This window comes from Pseudomonas sp. NFACC56-3, from assembly GCF_900100025.1.
GTDB lineage: Bacteria > Pseudomonadota > Gammaproteobacteria > Pseudomonadales > Pseudomonadaceae > Aquipseudomonas > Aquipseudomonas fluorescens_AA.
On sequence record NZ_FMTK01000001.1, the window covers coordinates 183740 to 203206 of the forward strand.

The 19467-nt window shown below is 60.8% G+C and carries 16 protein-coding genes; 6 read left to right on the plus strand and 10 right to left on the minus strand.

The window, feature by feature from the left end; translation table 11 throughout:
- Nucleotides 1-9: 9 nt before the first annotated feature.
- Nucleotides 10-432, plus strand: a complete 423-nt coding sequence (locus BLO80_RS00705) for a hypothetical protein (protein WP_092326108.1) — start codon at nucleotides 10-12, stop codon at nucleotides 430-432.
- The gene (gene mdeB, locus BLO80_RS00710) at nucleotides 429-3125 is read left to right on the plus strand and encodes an alpha-ketoglutarate dehydrogenase (RefSeq protein ID WP_092326110.1); all 2697 of its coding nucleotides are present in this window, start codon (nucleotides 429-431) and stop codon (nucleotides 3123-3125) included. Before BLO80_RS00705 ends, mdeB begins: the two co-directional genes overlap by 4 nt.
- Before the next feature lie 380 nt (nucleotides 3126-3505).
- Here mdeB and BLO80_RS00715 read toward each other — a convergent pair whose 3' ends face one another.
- The 7 genes from BLO80_RS00715 to BLO80_RS00745 all read right to left on the minus strand — a co-directional run bounded on the left by BLO80_RS00715 (nucleotide 3506) and on the right by BLO80_RS00745 (nucleotide 11567).
- Nucleotides 3506-4660, minus strand: a complete 1155-nt coding sequence (locus BLO80_RS00715; protein WP_092326112.1) for a M20 family metallopeptidase — start codon at nucleotides 4658-4660, stop codon at nucleotides 3506-3508.
- Complete coding sequence (locus tag BLO80_RS00720; protein ID WP_092326113.1) at nucleotides 4657-6081, minus strand: M20 family metallopeptidase; 1425 nt, start codon at nucleotides 6079-6081, stop codon at nucleotides 4657-4659. Before BLO80_RS00720 ends, BLO80_RS00715 begins: the two co-directional genes overlap by 4 nt.
- On the minus strand, nucleotides 6078-7067 hold the full coding sequence (locus BLO80_RS00725; RefSeq protein WP_092326115.1) for an ABC transporter ATP-binding protein: 990 nt from the start codon (nucleotides 7065-7067) through the stop codon (nucleotides 6078-6080). Before BLO80_RS00725 ends, BLO80_RS00720 begins: the two co-directional genes overlap by 4 nt.
- Nucleotides 7064-8080, minus strand: coding sequence for an ABC transporter ATP-binding protein (locus tag BLO80_RS00730; protein WP_092326117.1), 1017 nt, complete (start codon nucleotides 8078-8080; stop codon nucleotides 7064-7066). Before BLO80_RS00730 ends, BLO80_RS00725 begins: the two co-directional genes overlap by 4 nt.
- 31 nt (nucleotides 8081-8111) lie before the next feature.
- Nucleotides 8112-9014 (minus strand): ABC transporter permease, encoded by a 903-nt coding sequence (locus tag BLO80_RS00735; protein ID WP_092326118.1) that lies wholly within the window; start codon nucleotides 9012-9014, stop codon nucleotides 8112-8114.
- A gap of 9 nt (nucleotides 9015-9023) precedes the next feature.
- Nucleotides 9024-9941: an ABC transporter permease gene (locus tag BLO80_RS00740; protein ID WP_064053624.1), complete on the minus strand. Its 918-nt coding sequence runs from the start codon at nucleotides 9939-9941 to the stop codon at nucleotides 9024-9026.
- A 105-nt stretch (nucleotides 9942-10046) separates the two neighbouring features.
- Nucleotides 10047-11567 carry an ABC transporter substrate-binding protein gene (locus BLO80_RS00745; protein WP_092326120.1) on the minus strand — a complete coding sequence of 507 codons (1521 nt, stop codon included), beginning with the start codon at nucleotides 11565-11567 and terminating at the stop codon, nucleotides 10047-10049.
- A gap of 187 nt (nucleotides 11568-11754) precedes the next feature.
- Here BLO80_RS00745 and BLO80_RS00750 point away from each other — a divergent pair, with 187 nt between their 5' ends.
- Entirely contained in the window at nucleotides 11755-12669 is a 915-nt protein-coding gene (locus tag BLO80_RS00750; RefSeq protein ID WP_072339293.1) for a LysR substrate-binding domain-containing protein, read from the plus strand.
- Between the two features lie 107 nt (nucleotides 12670-12776).
- Here the strand turns inward: BLO80_RS00750 and BLO80_RS00755 are convergent, their stop codons facing one another.
- Complete coding sequence (locus BLO80_RS00755) at nucleotides 12777-13016, minus strand: hypothetical protein (RefSeq protein ID WP_092326122.1); 240 nt, start codon at nucleotides 13014-13016, stop codon at nucleotides 12777-12779.
- Nucleotides 13017-13424: 408 nt separating this feature from the next.
- Between BLO80_RS00755 and gcvA the strand changes: the two genes are divergently transcribed.
- From gcvA to BLO80_RS00770, 3 genes are all read left to right on the plus strand, one after another.
- On the plus strand, nucleotides 13425-14330 hold the full coding sequence (gcvA, locus tag BLO80_RS00760; RefSeq protein ID WP_092326124.1) for a transcriptional regulator GcvA: 906 nt from the start codon (nucleotides 13425-13427) through the stop codon (nucleotides 14328-14330).
- Nucleotides 14331-14398: 68 nt separating this feature from the next.
- Complete coding sequence (locus BLO80_RS00765; RefSeq protein ID WP_092326126.1) at nucleotides 14399-15226, plus strand: DMT family transporter; 828 nt, start codon at nucleotides 14399-14401, stop codon at nucleotides 15224-15226.
- Nucleotides 15227-15260: 34 nt separating this feature from the next.
- On the plus strand, nucleotides 15261-16022 hold the full coding sequence (locus BLO80_RS00770) for a glucose 1-dehydrogenase (protein WP_092326128.1): 762 nt from the start codon (nucleotides 15261-15263) through the stop codon (nucleotides 16020-16022).
- 46 nt (nucleotides 16023-16068) lie between these two features.
- On the opposite strand, the gene BLO80_RS00775 is transcribed toward BLO80_RS00770, so the two are convergent.
- Nucleotides 16069-17046 (minus strand): aliphatic sulfonate ABC transporter substrate-binding protein, encoded by a 978-nt coding sequence (locus BLO80_RS00775; protein WP_092326688.1) that lies wholly within the window; start codon nucleotides 17044-17046, stop codon nucleotides 16069-16071.
- A gap of 144 nt (nucleotides 17047-17190) precedes the next feature.
- Complete coding sequence (locus BLO80_RS00780; RefSeq protein ID WP_092326129.1) at nucleotides 17191-19323, minus strand: TonB-dependent receptor; 2133 nt, start codon at nucleotides 19321-19323, stop codon at nucleotides 17191-17193.
- Nucleotides 19324-19467 lie beyond the last annotated feature (144 nt).

The window sequence follows — 19467 nt, forward strand, 5'->3', positions numbered from 1 at the left end:
GCAACGCTTATGAGCCGAACCGCCGAGGGGCGTACCCACGCAATGAGGTGGATGCGCGAGCCTTCCAGTTGTACGCGTATCGTGGTCATCGTGAGCGGACTCGATAGCGATCATATTGATCTGATCCATCAGGGGTTCAGCTGTTTTGACAATGTCGCGCTGATCCATGTCGATACGATGAGCACCGCGACTGGCAAGCTCGTTGGCGTGCAAATGGCCAAGAGTGACTACAGTTTTGTGGTGCTCGGTGAACTGGATGAGCGCTTCTTGCACGACCTTTCCATTGGCCAGCCCTGCCTCTACCCAGTCGCACCGGACGAGGCGGCCGAACGCTCCGTCATTGCCGCGGTGGAGCAGGTAAAACGCCTCGCCCGAGGCAGCCACTCGCGTCACCTTGAAGTGATACCCGACACCTGCAGGAGTTGCTTATGAACCTGTCCGATCTCCATGCCCAATGGCCGGGCCCGGCTGCAGAGGATGAAGAAATGGCCGAGTGGCGTGAGGCTTTGCTCTCCGTCGCGGCCCATAGCGGCACGGGCCGGGCAAGACAGATCCTCGACATGCTGCTGGCCGTGGCAAGCACTTCGGACATCGACTGGCGGCCCAGCCATGGTACCCCTTACATCAATACCATCAGCGTTGAGCGGCAACCGGTGTTTCCTGGGGACCTGGCTATCGAGGAGCGTCTGGCATCGATCATGCGCTGGAATGCCCTGGCGATGGTTGCCCGGGCCAATCATGCCTACGGCGAATTGGGTGGACACATCGCCAGTTATGCCAGCGCGGCGGATTTGTTTGAAGTGGGCTTCAACCATTTCTTCAAGGCGCGCACCCCAACCGGCGGCGGCGATCTGGTGTTCTACCAACCGCACTCGGCGCCAGGCGTCTATGCCCGGGCGTTCCTCGAAGGACGCCTGGAAGAAAAGGATCTGCAGCACTATCGGCAGGAGATCGGCGCGCGTGCCAATGGCGCCCGGGGGTTGTCGAGTTACCCGCACCCCTGGTTGATGCCGGACTTCTGGCAGTTCCCGACGGGCTCCATGGGGATCGGTCCGATCAGCTCGATCTACCAGGCGCGTTTCATGCGTTACCTGGAGCACCGCGGCCTGCAAAAGACTTCGGGGCGAACCGTCTGGGGCGTGTTTGGCGACGGTGAAATGGATGAACCGGAAAGCATGTCGGCGTTGACCCTGGCGGCGCGCGAAGGGCTGGATAACCTGGTCTGGGTGATCAACTGTAACCTCCAGCGCCTGGACGGCCCGGTGCGTGGCAACGGTCGTATCATCGACGAGCTCGAGGCGTTGTTCGGCGGCGCGGGCTGGAACGTGATCAAACTGGTGTGGGGTTCCGACTGGGACAGATTGTTTGCCCAGGATAAAGACGGCGCGTTGGTCAGGGCATTGTCGGCCACGGTCGATGGCCAGTTCCAGACGTTCGCGGCCAAGGATGGGCGCTTCAACCGTGAGCATTTCTTCGGCCAGGACGAAGCCCTGGCGCATTTGGCCCAAGGCCTGAGCGACGAGCAGATCGACCGCCTCAAACGCGGTGGTCATGATCTGGTGAAGATCTTTGCCGCGTATCAAAGCGCAGTGCTCGAGGGCAAGAAACCTACGGTCATCCTGGCCCAGACCAAGAAAGGCTTCGGCATGGGCGACGCCGGGCAGGGCAAGATGACCGTGCACCAGCAGAAGAAACTCGACAGTGAGGCGTTGATCGCGTTTCGCAACCGTTTCAACCTGCCGTTGACCGATGAGCAGGCCATCTCCCTGAGTTTCTTCAAGCCGAGCGACGACAGCGCGGAAATGCGCTACCTGCATGCACGCCGCCAGGCGTTGGGCGGCTACATGCCGGCGAGACCTTCGGCCAGCGAGTCATTGGCCGTGCCCGACGTAGACAGCTACGCCGGGTTTGCCATCGCCGCCCAAGGCAAGGAAATGTCCACCACCATGGCCTTCGTGCGGATGCTCAGCGGCTTGCTCCGGGACAAGCAACTGGGTCCGCGCATCGTGCCGATCGTGGCGGATGAAGCGCGTACGTTCGGCATGGCCAGCCTGTTCAAGCAGATCGGCATCTACTCCAGCGTGGGGCAGCGTTACGAGCCGGAGGACATTGGTTCGATCCTCAGTTATCGGGAAGCCCTGGACGGGCAGATTCTCGAAGAGGGCATCAGCGAGGCGGGGGCGATCAGTTCCTGGGTTGCTGCCGCGACCAGCTATTCGGTGCATGGTCTGTCGATGCTGCCGTTCTACATCTATTACTCGATGTTCGGCTTCCAGCGCATCGGCGACTTGATCTGGGCGGCGGCGGATCAACGGGCCCGCGGTTTTCTGCTCGGTGCCACCGCAGGCCGTACGACATTGGGTGGCGAAGGTCTGCAGCACCAGGACGGCAACAGTCATCTGATGGCGGCGATGGTCCCCAATTGTCGGGCTTACGATCCAGCATTCGCCGGCGAGTTCGCGGTGATCCTGGATCACGGCATGCGCCAGATGCTGGAGCGTCAGGTGGACGAGTTTTATTACGTCACCTTGATGAACGAGAACTACCCGCAGCCCACCCTTCCTGAAGGTGTCGAACAAGCCATTATCCAGGGCATGTATCTGTTTGCCCGGCATGAAGTCGAGGGTGCCCGTGGACGTGTTCAGTTGTTGGGCTCCGGCGCCATCCTGCGCGAAGTGATGGCCGCCGCCGAGTTGCTGGCGAGCGATTGGGGAATCGACAGTCAGGTCTGGAGCGTTACCAGCTTTACCGAATTGGCCCGGGAGGCACGGGAAGTGGAGCGCTGGAATCGACTGCATCCCGGACAACCTGCCAAGCGCAGTCATGTTCAAGAATGCCTCCACGACTCGGCGCCCATCATTGCCTGTACCGACTACGTACGCGCCTTGCCCCAGTTGATCGCCAGCTATCTCGATGGCCATTACACGGTACTCGGCACCGACGGGTTTGGCCGCAGCGATACCCGCAGCCAACTACGCAAGTTCTTCGAAGTGGACCGCCACCAGATCGTCCTGAGTGCGCTGACCTCCCTGGTGCATGACGGGCGTCTGGACGCCAGTGTCTGTGCCGAGGCCATTGAACGCTACGCCATTGACGTTGACGCCGTGGCCCCTTGGGACGCTTGAGGCCGGCTTCATCCTGTGGGAGCGAGCTTGCTCGCGAAGGCGGTGGTTCAGTCACAGAGATGTTGGCTTGCTGGCCTCATCGCGAGCAAGCTCGCTCCCACAGGTTTTTGTGTCGTGTGCAGATGCTGTGAACCCGCGCAACCCTCTGTGGGAGCGAGCTTGCTCGCGATAGCGGTGGTTCAGTCGCAGGGATGTTGGGCTTGCTGGCCTCATCGCGAGCGAGCTCGCTCCCACAGGTTTTTGTGTCGTGTGCAGATGTTGTGAACACCCCGCGAATCCATGTGGGAGCGAGCTTGCTCGCGATAGCGGTGGTCCGGCTACATAGCGGCAGGACGTGTGTCCTGCTCTTGTTCTTACTTCGATCTCGACGCCCCGTTATCTCAACTGCTCTCGCCAACAGCCAGGATGGTCGCCACCAACGCCTGGGCGCGAGGCACCAGCGTGTCCAGTTCCAGATATTCACGATCGGTATGGACTTTGCCGCCCACCGGCCCGAGGCCACACAGGGTTGGAATGCCCAGGCTGGCGGTGAACCCGGAGTCGGCGCAACCGCCGGTGAACTCGCCTTCGACGCTGAAACCCAGTGCCAGGGCTTTCTGTTGGTAGATATGCAGCAATCGTTCGCTGTGACGGGCTTCCATCGGTAGAAAGGTGGTCGCTTCCTTGAGGATGGCATGGGTGCCGATCAGTTCTTCTTCGGCGACGATGGCCAGGATTGCGGTAAGGATTTGATCCCAGTGCTTGAGTTCGATGAAGCGCACATCCAGCCGGGCCGAGGCGCTCGGTGCGACGGTGTTGCTGGACGTGCCCCCGGATATCAGACCCACATTAGTCGTGATGCCTGCCGAGTAATCGGTCAAGGCATGGAGCTTGACGATCTTGCGTGCCAGGGCCTCGATGGCGCTCGCGCCGTCGGCATGGTTGACCCCGGCATGCGCTGCGCGACCGAAGACTTCGATGATCAGCGTGGCACCGCCTTTGCGTGCGCTGACCACGTTGCCACTGGCCCGGCCGGGTTCGGTATTGAGCACGGCGCGGGCGGCACGGGCTGCCTGTTCGATATGGGTCCTGGCGCTGCCGGAGCCGATTTCTTCATCACCGGTGTACAGGACCTGCACCGGATAGGGCAACGGGCCGGCGCGCTTGAGTGCCTTGAGGGCGAAGCAATTGAGCACCAGGCCGCCTTTCATGTCGGCGACGCCGGGGCCAAAGGCGAGGTCGCCATCGCGGCTGTAGCCGCGCGTCGTGGTGGTGCCTTTGGGGAACACCGTGTCGCGATGGCCCAGCAGCAACACCGGCTTTCCAGGTTCGCCTGGCACTTCGGCGAGCATCACGTCACCAAAACCATCGACCGGCATGCGCGTGAGCAGGATGCCGTCGGCTTCCAGTTCAGCCGCGAGCAGCGCCCCCACCGCGTCGACGCCCGCCTTGTCATAGCTGTTGGAGTCGGTGTCGACGATACGCTGCAGCAACGCTTCCATGGCGTGGCGCTGGTCGGCAAGCCAGTCCAGCGCCTGTTGTGGCATGGCATTCATTGCGCCTGCTCCCGCAACTGATGTTCCTGGGTCAGACGTGCCGCGTCGTTGCCCAGGTCCCAGAACAGCCCGGCCATGATTTGCAGGCTTTCCTTGACCACCGGTGCCAGCAAGTGTTCGTTCGGCGCATGTTGCGAGCAGGCCGGGTACGAGTGCGGCACCCATAAGGTTGGCAGGCCGAGCACGTCTGCGAACACATCGTTGGGCAGCGAGCCACCGAGGTTTGGCAGCAACGCGGGTTTTTTGCCGGTGGTCTGGGCCAAGGAGCCGAGTGCCCAACTGACCCATGGGCTTTGCGGATCCAGCCGAGTGGCATGCATCACCTCGACGTGGCTTTGCTTGACCTCGACATGGCTGAAACCATGAGCATCCAGGTGGGCACGCACAGCCGGGATAAAGGTTGTGTAGTCGCTGTTCACCACGAAACGGATATGGCAGTGGGCATTGGCCTTGCCAGGGATCGCATGCACAGGGGCGTCGGGGTTGCCGGTCTTGAAGGCGATGACGTCCAGGGTGTTCCAGCCGAACACCTTTTCGCTCAGGGAGAGCTCGGGGTTACCCCAGTTGGCGTCGATTTCCGGATCGCCCGGTCCGCCACCGACATCAATATCGGCCAATGCCTGGCGAACCGGCTCGGGCAGTGTCTTGGGCATCAGGCCCGCCACTTTCACCCGACCGTGCTCATCGACCATGCTCGCGATGGCATTGGCCAGAATGATCCCGGGGTTGGCTAGCAACCCGCCCCAGTTGCCAGAGTGATGGGCGCCTTCGCGCAGATTGACCACCAGCTCGAAGTTGAACACCCCCCGTGAGCCGAGAAAAATCGTCGGTCGTGATGCCGCCAGACGCGGGCCGTCCGAGGCGATGAACACATCTGCCGCGAGCTCGTCGCTGTGGGCGGCACAGAACGCGTTCAAGCCCGGCGAGCCTTCTTCTTCGCCCATTTCCAGCAGCAACTTGACGTTGAACCCCAGCTTGCCGTCGCGAGCCTTGAGGGTTTGCTCCAGCGCGGTCAGGTTGATCAGGTGCTGGCCTTTGTTATCCGCCGTGCCGCGGCCGTACCAGCGATCGCCCTCGGCAATGACTTGCCATGGCGACAGGCCCTCACGCCATTGGGCTTCATAGCCGCGCACCACATCACCGTGGCCGTAGCTGAGCACGGTCGGCAGTTCCGGATGCTCGATGCGTGTGGCGATCATGAAAGGACCGCGTTCTGCCACCGGGTTGTCATAGATCTTGACGCTGAAGCCCATCGCCTCGACATGCGGGGTGATGAAGTCATGGAGGTAGCGATACAACTCGGGCCGGCTGTCCGTTGCCTGGCTTTCGGTGTGCAAGGCGACGCTGCGTTCGAGCAGATTGAAAAATGCGCCGTTATCAAATTGCTCGGTGGTGTTGCTGATGGCCAGTGAACGACTCATGAGTGGACAAGCTCCAGTGTTTGGGCGGGATTGTCGTGAAGGTGGCAACGCACGTTGCCGCCGATAATCGAATCATTGGCCGGGTAGGCCGTCTTGCAGGGAGCGAAGCAGCTCGGGCAGCGCGGATGGAAAGCGCAACCGGAGGGCGGAGACATCGGATTGGGGAAGGAGCCGCGCAGGCCGATTTCGGGGATGCCCAGGCGCGGATCGGGGGTGAGCACCGAATCCAGCAAGGCGCGGGTATACGGGTGACCGGGTTCAGCGAACAACGATTGGCGAGTACGTTCTTCGACGATGCGCCCCAGGTACATCACCGCGACCCGGTCGGCGAGGTGTTCGATGACCGCCAGGTTGTGGCTGATCAGCAGATAGGTCAGGCCGAATTCGCGCTTGAGGTCTTGCAGCAGGTTGAGAATCTGCGCCTGCACCGACACGTCCAGCGCCGAGGTGGGTTCATCGCAGATCAACACATCAGGGCGCATGATCAACGCCCGGGCAATGGCCACCCGTTGCCGCTGGCCGCCGGACAGTTGGCTCGGATAGCTGTCGATGACCCGCTTGGGCAGGCCCACGACATCGAGCATCGCTTCGGTCTTCTTGTGCCGCTCGGCGGGGCTGCCGATGTCATGCACGATCAGCGGCAGGGTAATGATTTCCCGCAGTGTCTTGCGTGGGTTCAGCGAGGAATACGGGTCCTGGAATATCGGCTGGATGTGCCGGGACATTTCCTTGCGATCCGTCGCCGCCAGGTGTTTGCCATTGACCAGCACGTCGCCGCTGGTCGGCGCCAACAGACCGAGCAGTAGCTTTGCCAGGGTACTTTTTCCGCAACCGGACTCACCCACCAGGCCGAGGGTCTCGCCACGCATCAGGCGCAGGGAAACACCATCCACGGCTTTCAGGATGGCGGCGGGTTTGAAAAAGCCCTTGTTGATCCGAAACTCGCGACGGATGTCACACAGCTCCAACGTGATGTCTTTTTTCATGACCTTGCGCGCTCCAGAAGGCGAACCGGTGCCGGAGCCGGTGCGGCGAACAGGCAGCGCGCCATGTGTCCGTCCTGCTCGATTTCGGGGATGTCTTGCGCGCAGGCCGCTATCGCTTGAGCGCAACGATTGCGGAACGCACAACCCTGCTGTTCGCCCACCAGGCTTGGCACCAGCCCTGGAATCGAACCCAGGGCCTCGCCCGGTTTGGTCCGGCCAGGGATTGGAATACTGGCCAGCAGACCGCGGGTGTACGGATGCTGCGGGTTCTCGAACAGTTGCAGGGCAGGGGCGGTTTCGACGATTTCCCCGGCATACATCACCGCGACCCGATCGGCGATCCGTGCCACCAGCCCAAGGTCGTGGGTGATGAAGATCACCGCCAGGCCGAGTTCTTTCTGAATGTCGCGGATCAAGCGCAGGATCTGCGCCTGGATGGTCACGTCCAGGGCCGTGGTGGGCTCATCGGCGATGATCAGGTCCGGTTCGCACATCAACGCCATGGCGATGATCACCCGCTGGCGCAAACCGCCAGACAGTTGATGCGGGTACTGGCGCAAGCGTTCGGTGGCATTGCTGATACCGACTTTCTCCAGCATTTGCGCGGCGCGAGTCAGGGCATCCTTGCGCGACACCTTGCGATGCTGAGTCAGCACTTCGCTGAGCTGATCGCCAATGCTGTAGGCCGGGTTCAGCGAGGTCATCGGTTCCTGGAAGATCATCGCCAGACGGTTTCCGCGCAGGTCGCACATGCGCCGTTCGCTCTGGCCGATCATGTCGATACCGTCCAGTGTCAGCCGCGACGCGGTGCGTTTGGCCTTGCGTGGCAACAGGTCCATCAGCGCCAGCGACGTCAGGGATTTACCGCAGCCGGATTCGCCGACGATGCACAACATTTCACCGCGTTCGACTTCAAAGCTCAGACCGCGCACGGCATGCAGCATGTCATCCGGCGTCGGGCTGTTGCCCATGGGGATGTCCACGCGCAGGTTTTCAACATGGAGTAGTGCCATGTTCGGTACCCTCTATTAGTAAGGCCGTCTATCAGTTACGGCCGTCGGGCAGGATCAGATCGCGCAGGCCATCGCCGACCAGGTTGATGCCCAGCACCAGAATCATCAGGGCGACGCCAGGAATGGCGATGACCCACGGGGAAAAGAACATGTAGGGTTTGCCTTCAGCGATCATCAAGCCCCAGGACGGCGTCGGCGGTTGCACGCCAACGCCGAGGAACGACAGGGCCGACTCCAGCAGGATCGCGTGGGCCATTTCCAGGGTCGCGACGACGATCAGTGCACCGACCAGGTTGGGCAGAATCTCACTGACCAGAATGCGCAGGGTCGAGCAGCCAAGCGCCTGGGCCGACGCGACATATTCAGCATCGCGAATCTGTTGCACCGAAGCCCTGACCACCACCGCGAAGCGATCCCATAACAGGCAGCCCAGCAGCACGATCACCACTTTCAGCGAGCCGCCCATCAACGAGGCCGAGGCCAGCGCGACCATCACCACCGGCATCGCCAGCCGGGTGGTGATCAGGTAGCTGATGAACGCATCGACCTTGCCGCCGTAGTAACCCGCCAACAGCCCCATGACGGTGCCGATAAAGCCGGAAATCAGCGCCGCGGCGATACCGATGAACAGCGAAATACGAGCGCCGTAGAGCAGTCGCGACAGGTAGTCGCGGCCCAGCTTGTCGGTTCCCAGCACGTATTCCCAGGTGCCGTTGGCCATCCATACCGGCGGTTTCATGCGCAGCATCACGTCTTGCGCATAAGGGTCATGAGGCGCCAGCCACGGGGCGAAGAGCGCGCCGGTGAAGATGATCAGCAACAACACCGTGCCAATGGCGAAACCACGATGGCGAAAGCTCTTGCCAAGGACTCGGCTCAGGCTGCTGGGGGGTGGCAGGTAGTCATTGATCGCGAGGGTAATGGGGGTGCTCATGTAAGCCTCCTAGCGCACGCGAATGCGCGGGTCGAGCAGTGCGTTGAGCACATCGGCCAGCAAGGTGAGGATGATGTAGATCACCGCAATCAGCAGGACCACGGCCTGTACCACTGGAAAGTCGTCACGGGCGATGGCGTCCCAGGCGAGTTGTCCGATGCCTTGCAGGGAGAACACGGTTTCGATCACCACCGAACCGCCGAGCATGAAGCCGAACTCCACCGCCGCCAGCGCGACGACCGGAATCAAGGCGTTGCGCAGTGCGTGCTTGAACAGCACGCGGGCAGGGCGCAGGCCCTTGGCGCGGGCGGTGCGGATGTAATCGGAACTGAGCACATCAAGCATGCCTGCACGGGTCAGGCGCATGATCGCCGGCGTCGCGTAGTAGCCCAAGGCAATGGCCGGCATGACGAAGTGCAGCAGGGTCGAATTGCCGGACACCGGCAGCCACTTGAGCGTCACGGCGAACACCACGATCAGCATCAACGCAAACCAGAAACTGGGCATGGCCTGGCCCAGTACGGCAATGCTCAAGGCCAGTCGGTCGATCCAGGTGTCGCGTTTGACCGCCGCCAGCACGCCCAGTGGAATCGCCACCAGCAAGGCGATGCCCAGCGCCATGGCCCCTAAGCCGAGGGTAATGGGCAAGCGGCTGGCGACGAGGTTGTAGACCGATTCCTGAAAGAAAAACGAGTTACCCAGATCCAGCCGCAGCAAATCGCCCAGCCAGTTGAAGTACTGGGTCGGTAGCGGTTTGTTCAAACCGTATTGCACGCGGATCTGTTCGATCTGTTCGCTGGTGGCTTCCGGTCCGCCAATGGCCGTGGCCAGGTCACCGGACAGGTGCAACAGGGAAAAGCTGATCACCGACACGGTAATGGCGACGCAAATAGCGATGCCCAGCCGGCGCAGAAGGAATCCAAGCATGGCAAGTTTCCTCATATCCAATGGATGGCAGGTGTGAGGAGGTGTCCGTGGTGCGGGTTGGTCCGCAAGTCACGGCACCTCTCGATCAATCCGCTCGGTTGCGGATCACTTCCAGCTGGACTGAACGAAACGCGGCAGCTCATCCGGGTACGACGTGAACGCCAGTTCGGAGGTGTAGGCGTAGTTCATCGAGTAGTTGAACAGCGGCGCCCAATACGCCTGTTCGCTGATGCGCTGCAACGCCTTGCGGTAGTTGTCCTTGCGCACTTGCGGGTCAAGGGCGTTGTCAGCGGTCTGCAACCAACCCTGGACTTGCGGATCCTTGATGTTGTCGTCCGGGTTGCCCTTGAACCAGGTGCCGGCCGACGCCGAGGTGTCGAGGATCGAGAACGAGCCCCAGGCCTGAAACGACATGGGCACCTTGCCGCCACGTTGCTGATCGCGCAGGGCGGCGTACTTCAAGAAGCGGAGCTTGGCGTTGATGCCCACGGCGCGCAGGTTGCCGATGATGGCTTCGACGTAGTCACGGTCGCGATAAGCGAAGATTTCGGTCTCGAAGCCATTTGGGTAACCGGCTTCGGCGAGCAGCGCCTTGGCCTTGGCCGGGTTGTAGTCGTAGACCGTGGCCGCGGAGGTATCGCAGCCGAACTGGCCTGGATAACAGGCAACCTGCAAGGGCTTGGCTTCGCCCCCCACCAATTGCGTGGCCAGCGCATTGCGGTTGATCGCATGGTTGATGGCCTGACGCACCTTGAGGTTTTTCATGGGCGAGTTTTCAGTGGAGGTGCCCCGGGCATCAAGAATCAGGAAGCCGATGCGCATGGTTTCGCCGCTGGTCACGGTCAGGTTCGACATGCCTTTGAGATCGACCGCCTGATCCGGGGTCACACGCCAGGTCCAGTCGACACCGTCGGTCATCAACTCGGCCAGGCGGGTTTCGGCATCCGGGATCACCCGGAACTTGAGGTGGCCGATATGGGGCTTGCCTTGTGGGCTGTCTGGAAAGTAGTCCTTGTTGATCTCCATGGTCACGCCTTCGCCAGCCACCACCGACACGGCTTTATACGGTCCGGTACCGATTGGCTTGCGGCTGAATTCGGCCAGGCCGACCTTCTCGAAATACTGCTTGGGGAACATCGGAACGGCGTTGGACAGGTATTCCAGTGCCGGAGGGAAGGGCTTCTTCAAATGCAGGCGGACGCTGTAGTCACCGGTTTTTTCGGCGCTCTTGATCCAGTCCACGTTTTGCACGGTCACGACTTTCGCTTCGGGCGACACCACGTAGTTGAGGGTGAACACCACGTCGTCGGCGGTGAAGGCGTCGCCGTTGTGAAATTTGACGTCTTTGCGCAGCTCGAAGTCGATGGTGGTGTCGTCGACCTGTGTCCAGCGGGTGGCCAACATGGGCTTGTATTCGCCGCTGTTGGGATCGCGGTAGATCAGGTTGTCCCAGATCAGCCGGCCGAGAATCACGCCTTCGCGTAGATCGTTGTGATAGGGGCTGATGTTTTCAGGCTCGCTGTCGGAAGCGTAAACCAGGGTGTCGTTGGCTTTACCGGCATGAGCCGGAAAACTGCTGATGATGCCCATCAGCGCGATAGTGCAGGCGAAACCTTTGATGCCCATGCCGTCGTCTCCGTTGGCGAGAGTGGTTGAATCAAAGGGCAGCGAATCGCAAAAGCGGAAAGGAGGGTAATAAAGACCAGGTCATGTTTTTTTTGATCTGGACACGAATGTAGGGAAAGGCTATCAATGCCACAAGAATAATATTTCGATACTTCCTTTGCCGAAAAGGCAAACCTTGGGGGCGCCGATGCAGCTGTATGGTGTGCAGTCCACGGCACTGCGCTATTTTCTTGAAGTGGCGCGATGTGGATCGATCAGCGAAGCCTCGGTACGGCTGAACGTCGCGGCGTCAGCGGTGAGCCGGCAGATTGCCAAGCTTGAATTGGCCCTGGACGCCAGCCTGTTCGAGCGTCGTGCCCGGGGCATGGTGCTGAGCGAGGCGGGGGTACGACTGGCGGCTTATGCGCGCAAGTCGCAGCTTGAGGCCGAGCAGGTGGTGCTGGAAATTACCGAGCTGCATGGCTTGCAACGAGGTCATGTGCATGTCGCCTGCTCGGAAGGATTTGCGCTGGAATACATGCCCAGGACCATCAGCGCGTTCCGGCGTGAGTATCAGGGCATTCATTTCACATTGGAGGTCTGTGCGCCTGCCGAAGCGACCGAGAAGGTTCGCTCCGGCGAAGCCGATCTGGCGATGACCTTCAGCCTGACGCCGCAAAAGGAAATCAAGGTCGAACATGTCCTGAGCGGGGCGATTTTTGCCGTGGTCTCCAACGCTCATCCTTTGGCCGGGCGTGAAGCGGTCAGCCTCGCTGAGTTGCAACCCTGGCCCATTGCGTTACCCAAGGCCGACACCACGATACGGCAACTGTTCGACATCTGTTGCGGTGTACAGGGGTTGTTGTTCGACCCGGTGTTGACCACTAATTACGTTGCCTCGCTCTATAGCTTCGTCCGCGAAGAGGGGGGGATCAGCCTGGCCAGCGAAATGACCTTGCACAAGCAGGTGGCGGACAAGGCACTGCAATGCTTGCCGATCCTCGATGAAGGCATGCATGCGCGGCGCATCGAACTGCAAAGCATGGCTGGACGCAATCTACCGGCAGCGGTTTGTGCATTCAGGGATTTTCTGATTGCGGATCTGGCGAAAGCCAAGCTCTGAGCCGGGTGAGTGTGCTTTCAATGCCATTCGTTTTTTTGACCATCAGCCGCCGGCCCTCTCCGCCGAGCGGCCAATGAACCTCTGTTGCCGGCGAAAAAACCGTAATGCTACGGCTGGACGGTGCTCTTGGTGGAGACGATTTTGCCGTAGCCTTCCATTGGCGGCGTTTCGACCACCCACATACGCTCGCTGCGACATTTGAACTTCACCCCTTTGCGCGGCGCCATGACTCTGGTCGTCTCCATGCACATTGCCCTGGTGGCGAAGGTAGGTCCCGGTTTGCGTTCCTCGATACAGCCTTCGATGCCGCTGCAGATCGTCATCACAACAAAGTAAACAGTCATCATCTCGGTATTGCTCCCTTGCGCGATGCGAGTGATTACAGCCTGTAGTCCAGGTCGGCTGGCCTAACGTTCTAGCGGGGGTTGCCTGCGGATAATGAGCTTCGATTCAAATCGCCAGCAATGGCACGTTGGTACCGCGCGTCGGGAAACTGTCGCTGTATTAATATATTTTTATTTCATCGATTTTTATGCCAATAACTTGGCGTCATCCGCGCGCAAGGAGAGGGTGAACGCGGGGCCATAAACACCCGGAAACCCCTGTGGGAGCCGAGCTTGTTCGCGATAGCGTCGGCACATTCAAAACCTCACTGCAGGCTGACCCAGCGCCAGCAAGCCCGTCGCTGCTCAGCTTGCCTACAACAGAGGATGCAAAGGCGCTAGCATGAGCGTTTACTCATAGAAGGGAACATCATGCGCAACCTTCCTCCTTCTTCGAGCCTGCGCGCCTTCGAAGCCGCTACGCGGCACGCCACGTTCACCGCGGCAGCAGAGGAGTTGCATGTCACACAGAGCGCAGTGAGCCACCAGCTCAAGCATTTGGAACAGCTCTGGGGATTGCAACTGTTTCATCGCGGTAACTCTCTGCACCTGACCTCGGCAGGCGCAGCGCTTGCGCCCATCGTGCGGGAGTTCTTCATGAAGCTCGAGGCCACCTTGGCCGATTTGCGCGAGCAGAACGGGCGGCAGCGGCTGAGTGTGAGCACGACCTATTCTTTCGCCTTGAAGTGGTTGCTGCCCAGGCTTCCTGATTTGGCGCAAGCGCATCCGGAAATCCTGCTTACCCTGGACAGTACCGATAGCCCCATTAACTTCTCGACGACAGACCCGGACGTGGCTATCCGCCTGGGCAGCGGACATTTCCCTTCGCTGTTTTCAGAATTCCTGTTCCGCGAGCAGATTTTCCCTGTCGCCAGCCCAGCGTTGCTTGCACGCTTTGGCACGCCTCAAACGGCCGCCGAATTGCTGCGCTATCCACTGCTTACGCGTGATGGCGCAGCGTTGGTGCCGAAATGGGAGCAATGGTTTGCCCAGGTGGGCGTCGAGGTCACGACCCTGAAGGAAAGTATTCGCTACGCAGATACCAATATGACCATCGAGGCGGCGCTCCTGGGACAAGGTATCGCGCTGGCACGCAGCGGGCATGTCGAAGCCGAGCTCAATGACGGCCGTCTTGAGAGGCTTTTCGAACTGCCGTGCGCATCGCCTCTGGCGTATTACTTCGTATGCCCCAAAGGAATCGAGACTCAGCCTCATATCACCCGCTTTCGTCGTTGGCTGGTGACCCAGGCCCTGGATGCTCAGCGCGCTTATGCATGAGGTTTTCCTCATGCATGGATGAAGAGACTTTGCTTTTTTAGCGCGACTCGCTCGGTCTAGGATGATGCATGCCCTTACACATCATCTGCCTCGTCTTGTTCGCCGCGCTGCTACACGCCAGTTGGAATGCCATGCTGCGTGGGGGGGCCGACCGTTTGTGGTCCATGACCATCATGTGCATGGCGATAGCCTTGGCGAGCGCCATCGTGGCGGCGCTACTGGCGCCGCCGGCCCGTGCCAGCTGGTTCTGCGCCGGCCTCTCCGCTCTATTGCACGTGGGCTACAACCTGTTCCTGGTGCGCAGTTACAAGTCTGGCGACCTGGGCCAGACCTATCCCATCGCCCGCGGTGTATCCCCGATCCTGATTGTCCTGGCCGCTTCGCTGTTCGCGGACGAACGCGTGGCGCCGAGTGGACTGCTGGGTATTGCGTTGGTGTCGACCGGAATCCTGTCGCTGGCTTATACCGGGCGCCGGCGGGCCTTGCCTGACTTGCCCTATGCACTGGGCACCGGTTTTTTCATTGCCGCTTACAGCGTTGTCGATGGCATAGGTGTGCGCCTCTCCGGGGCGCCAATGGCCTACACCGCCTGGATGTGCCTGTTGTGGGGTGTGATGATGCCCCTGGTCTATATCGGACTGCGAGATGCCAGGAGCCTCTTTGCTTTGCGGCCAGGTATCGCCGTGGCCTTCGCTGGCGGGCTGGTTTCATTGCTGGCCTACGGCGTCGTGATCTATGCCATGGCCCATGCCCCGATGGGGGCGGTGTCCGCCCTGCGCGAAACCAGTGTCATGTTCGCCGCTTTGATCGGGTACGCATTTCTTGGCGAGGCATTGACCTTGCGCAAGCTGTTGGCCTGCGCCGTCATTGCCCTCGGTACGCTGGTGATCGGCTGACGCTGCTTTTTTCATTGGGCTGTGAGGATTGACCATGAATGACCGTTCGCAAAACCCCGTGATCCTGATCACCGGAGGCGGGCGCGGGATCGGGGCGGCGACCGCCCTGCTGGCCGCTGAGCAAGGTTATGACGTCGTGCTGACCTACATCGCCGATGAGGCGTCGGCGTTGGCGGTGGCAGCGCAAATCGAGGCCAAGGGGGGCCGTGCCTTGGCGGTGCGTGCCGATAACGCCGACCCAGCACAGGTCGCCGAACTCTTCGCCACCCTTGACCTGCGCTTCGGACGAATCGATGTGCTGGTCAACAACGCTTCGATATTGGCACGCCAATCTCGCTTGGAGGATCTTGGCTTCGAGCGCATGCAGCGAATCTTTGCGGTCAACATCTTGGGTCCGATGCTCTGCGCGCAACACGCGACCCGGCGCATGGCCTACCGTTATGGCGGGCGTGGCGGCGCGGTCATCAATATCTCTTCGGCGTCAGCCCGCCTCGGTAGCCCGAATGAATACGTGGACTACGCAGCGTCCAAGGGGGCGGTTGAAACGTTCACGACCGGTTATGCCAAGGAAGTGGCCCGGGAGGGGATTCGTGTCAACTGCGTTCGCCCCGGGCATATCTATACCCAGATGCATGCGAGTGGGGGAGAGCCGGGCAGAGTCGACCGGGTGAAGGACACGATCCCCATGGGGCGCGGCGGACAACCGGAGGAGGTCGCGCGGGCCATTCTCTGGTTGGCGGGGCCGCAGGCTTCGTTTGTGACGGGTACCTTCCTGGATGTGACCGGAGGGAAGTAGACCGGCTATCGAGCTCTTCTTTCAAAAGGCGTGGTCTGGCACCGTGTCAAGGTGCCCAGATTCCCACATCGCGGGCATCCACCGACTTGGGCAACAGCCCGGCGGCGAAAAAGGCATCGGCGATTTTCTGCTGTTCATCCAGTTGGTCGGCTTTTACCGGTTGTACCTGGTAACTGCGATGGGCGTTGGCCGCTTCGACCGTTTCCACATCGAGATTGCCCCACAACGGGCCCAGGACCTGCGCCGCGTCGCGGGGATGGTGCTTGATCCAGTCGCCAGCGTCCCGCAGTTGCTCGTATACCACCTTCAGCACTTCAGGGTGCGCCTTGGCGTAGGGGGTGCTGGTCAGGTAATAACGCTTGTAGCTGGCCAGCCCGCTGCCGTCAGCCAGGGTTCGCGTCGGTAGCTGCCGCTGCACACCGCTGAGGAACGGTTCCCATGTGACCCAGGCATCGACCTTATGATTCTCGAATGCCGCCCGGCCATCCGCGGGAGACAGGTAGGCTGGTTGGATGTCCGAGAACTTCAGGCCTGCCTTGTTCAGGGCCGCGATCAACAGGTAGTGGGCACCCGCCGCCTTGGTGACAGCGACTTTCTTGCCTTTCAAATCCGCCAGTTGCTGCAAGGGGGAATCCTTGGCCACGACAATGGCCTGGGCCGAGGGCGAAGGGGCTTCCTGTGCGAAATAAGTCAGCTTGGCCTGTGCGGCCTGAGCGAATATCGGCACGGTATCGGCCACGTCGGCGCTGACGTCGACATTACCGACATTCAATGCTTCCAGCAGTGGCAGGCCGCTGGGGAACTCGTGCCAGCTCACGTCGATGTCTGCCTGGGCGAGCGCCTTGTCCAGTTTGCCTTGGGTTTTCAGCAACGTAATCAGGGTCGATGATTTCTGGTAACCGATGCGCAGGGTTTCCCGAGCCTGGGCCGGGAGCGTAAGAGTGGACAGGACCAGTGCAACGACCAGGCCGGTCAGAGCGGGGTGATGCAATATCGCCCGGGGATGGTTGATGAGTCTTGACATGGCTTGCTCGACATTGACTAAGGGGTGGATGAACACCACGGAATCCTATGGTTATAAAAACCAATTTATAAATACTTTTTGTGCATTAGCTTAGGCGTCTTTGCACTCGCCAAAACGGCCACTGCCGGCCAATTGCGCGGGGTCTCAGAGGTCGTAGCGCACCGACAACAAAAGGGTTCGCGGATCGTTGACGGAGTAGTAGCGAGCACCGCTTGCGGGCACATAACCGACCGCTTGCGGGTAGGCGCGGTCGAGCAGGTTTTTCACCGACAGTGTGGTCGTCCAGTGCCCGTCGCCGGAGATGTAGCGGGTGTTGGCATTCCAGAAGGTCTGCTGGGGGATTTCCTGGACGTCGTCGTTCAGCGCATTGGCATAGGACTTGGTCTGGAACTGCGCATCGGTGCCAGCCAACCAGGTGCCGGGCAAGCCCGCCGGGATGGTGTAGTTGAGGCCGACACTGGTGTTCCAGCGCGGCGAGTACACCAGTTGCTTGCCGTTGGCATCGACCCCGGCGCCGCTGGCGTTTTCGAAGTCGTCGTACTGGCTTTGCAGGTAGCCAAGGTTGAACGTCAGTTGCAGGTCGTTGGTCAGCGCACTGAGGGTTTCCAGTTCGACGCCGTAGGTGTGGGCCTGGCCCACGTTGGTCCGCAGGCTGACGCCCAGCGCCGGGTCATAAGCGTTGGTTTGCAAGTCCTTGTAGTCGTTGTAGAACAGTGCGAGGTTGGCGCGCAGGCGACGGTCGAAGAAGTCGCCCTTGAAGCCGGTTTCCCAGGTGGTCACGTCTTCGGGAGAGAATGCTTGCTCGGCGGCGGCTTGGGTCGGCGCGCGGTTGTCGTAGCCGCCGGCCTTGAAGCCTTTGGCGACGTAGGCGTACTGGTTGAGGTGTGGCGTCCAGGCGTATTCGAAGCCGAGTTTCGGGCTGGTGGATTGCCAGGATTTGCTGGAGTCGGCGCTGAAATTGGTGCCGGTGATCTGCCGGTCGGTGTTGACCACGTAGTTGGTGTAGTCGAAGTTCTTATGTTCGCGGGTGAACCGGAGGCCGGCGATCAGCGACAGTTGTTGCGTGACTTTGTAACTGCCCTGGCCATACAACGCATAACTTTCGGTATTGGTCGTGCTGTATTGACCCTGGCCGATCACTCGGTTGCGCGCAATCGAGTAAGTCAGGCTGTCTCGCTCGGCATCGAATTTTTCCCGGTACAGGTACAGGCCGGTGCTGAAGCTGAAATCGTCGTAGTCGCCGTTGAGCTGGAACTCCTGGGTGGCATAGTCCTGCTTGTAGGTGATCAGGCTGTTCTGAATGAGGGCCGCCTGCCCGGAATTGTCATAGTCCACCGGTTGGTTGAAGGCTGAGTAGGCGGTCACCGATTTGAAACTCAGATGATCGTCGAGGGTATAGATCGCCCGCAGCACCGAGCTGCCCTGGTCGAGACGGTTCTTCGGATTGAGGCTGCTGTAGCTCTTGAACTTGTCGAAGTGGCCGTCGGCATCGAAGGGGGTATAGCTGGTGGTGTCGCCGCGGTCGAAAGTGCCGGCCAGCGTCAGTTGCACATCCCAGGGCGAGTCGATGGGGTTGAAACGCAACTTGCCGCGGTAGGACTGCAGGTCGACGTTATTCACGTCCTCGCCGCGGGTGGGGTTGGAGACGGTGCCGTCACGGGTCAGGCGAATCGCCGAAAAGCTGCCGAACAGGGCGTTGTCTACCAATGGGCCGCTGATCAGCAGTCGACCGTTCTGGGCGTTGTAGTTGCCGGCGCCAAGCTCGAAGAAACCACGGGTTTCCTGGGTCGGGTCGCGGGTGATCACGCGGATCGCGCCGGCGCTGCTGTTGCGCCCGTAAAGCGTGCCTTGGGGGCCACGCAGGACTTCGACGCGCTCGACGTCGTTGAAGTCGAGCATCGAGGAAATCGCCCGGGGGATGTACAGGTCATCGGCGTAGATCGCCACGGCGGCTTCCTGGATCGGATCGGTCTCGCCGATGCCTCGAATCCCGTAGGTCTGCGCGCTGTAGGAGATCGACTGGCGGCTGAGGGTCAGGTTCGGGACCTGCCCGGAAAGGTCGCGGATGCTCTTGATCTGCTTGTCCTCGAGGGCGTTTTCATCGAACGCGGAAATCGCCAGCGGGGCTTTCTGCAAGTCCTCGCTGCGGTGTTCTGCGGTAACGGTGACAACGGGGAGGGCACCCTCCCTGGTGTTTTCTTCGGCGTGGGCCGACAGCCCGAACAAGGCCAGCGATACGGCCACTGCCAAGCGGTTTGAAGTGAAGGTGTCGTGCATGGTGAACCCCTGGTGTGGAGATGCTGCGTGGGTGTGGTCTTTTTTTGGGCAAAGCGTTGCCGTGGTCATGGCGGTGAACGCCATGGCGGCGGTGGCTCGGGCCGGTTTCAGGTTTGGGTGTGCAAGTGACCGTGGAGTGGTGTC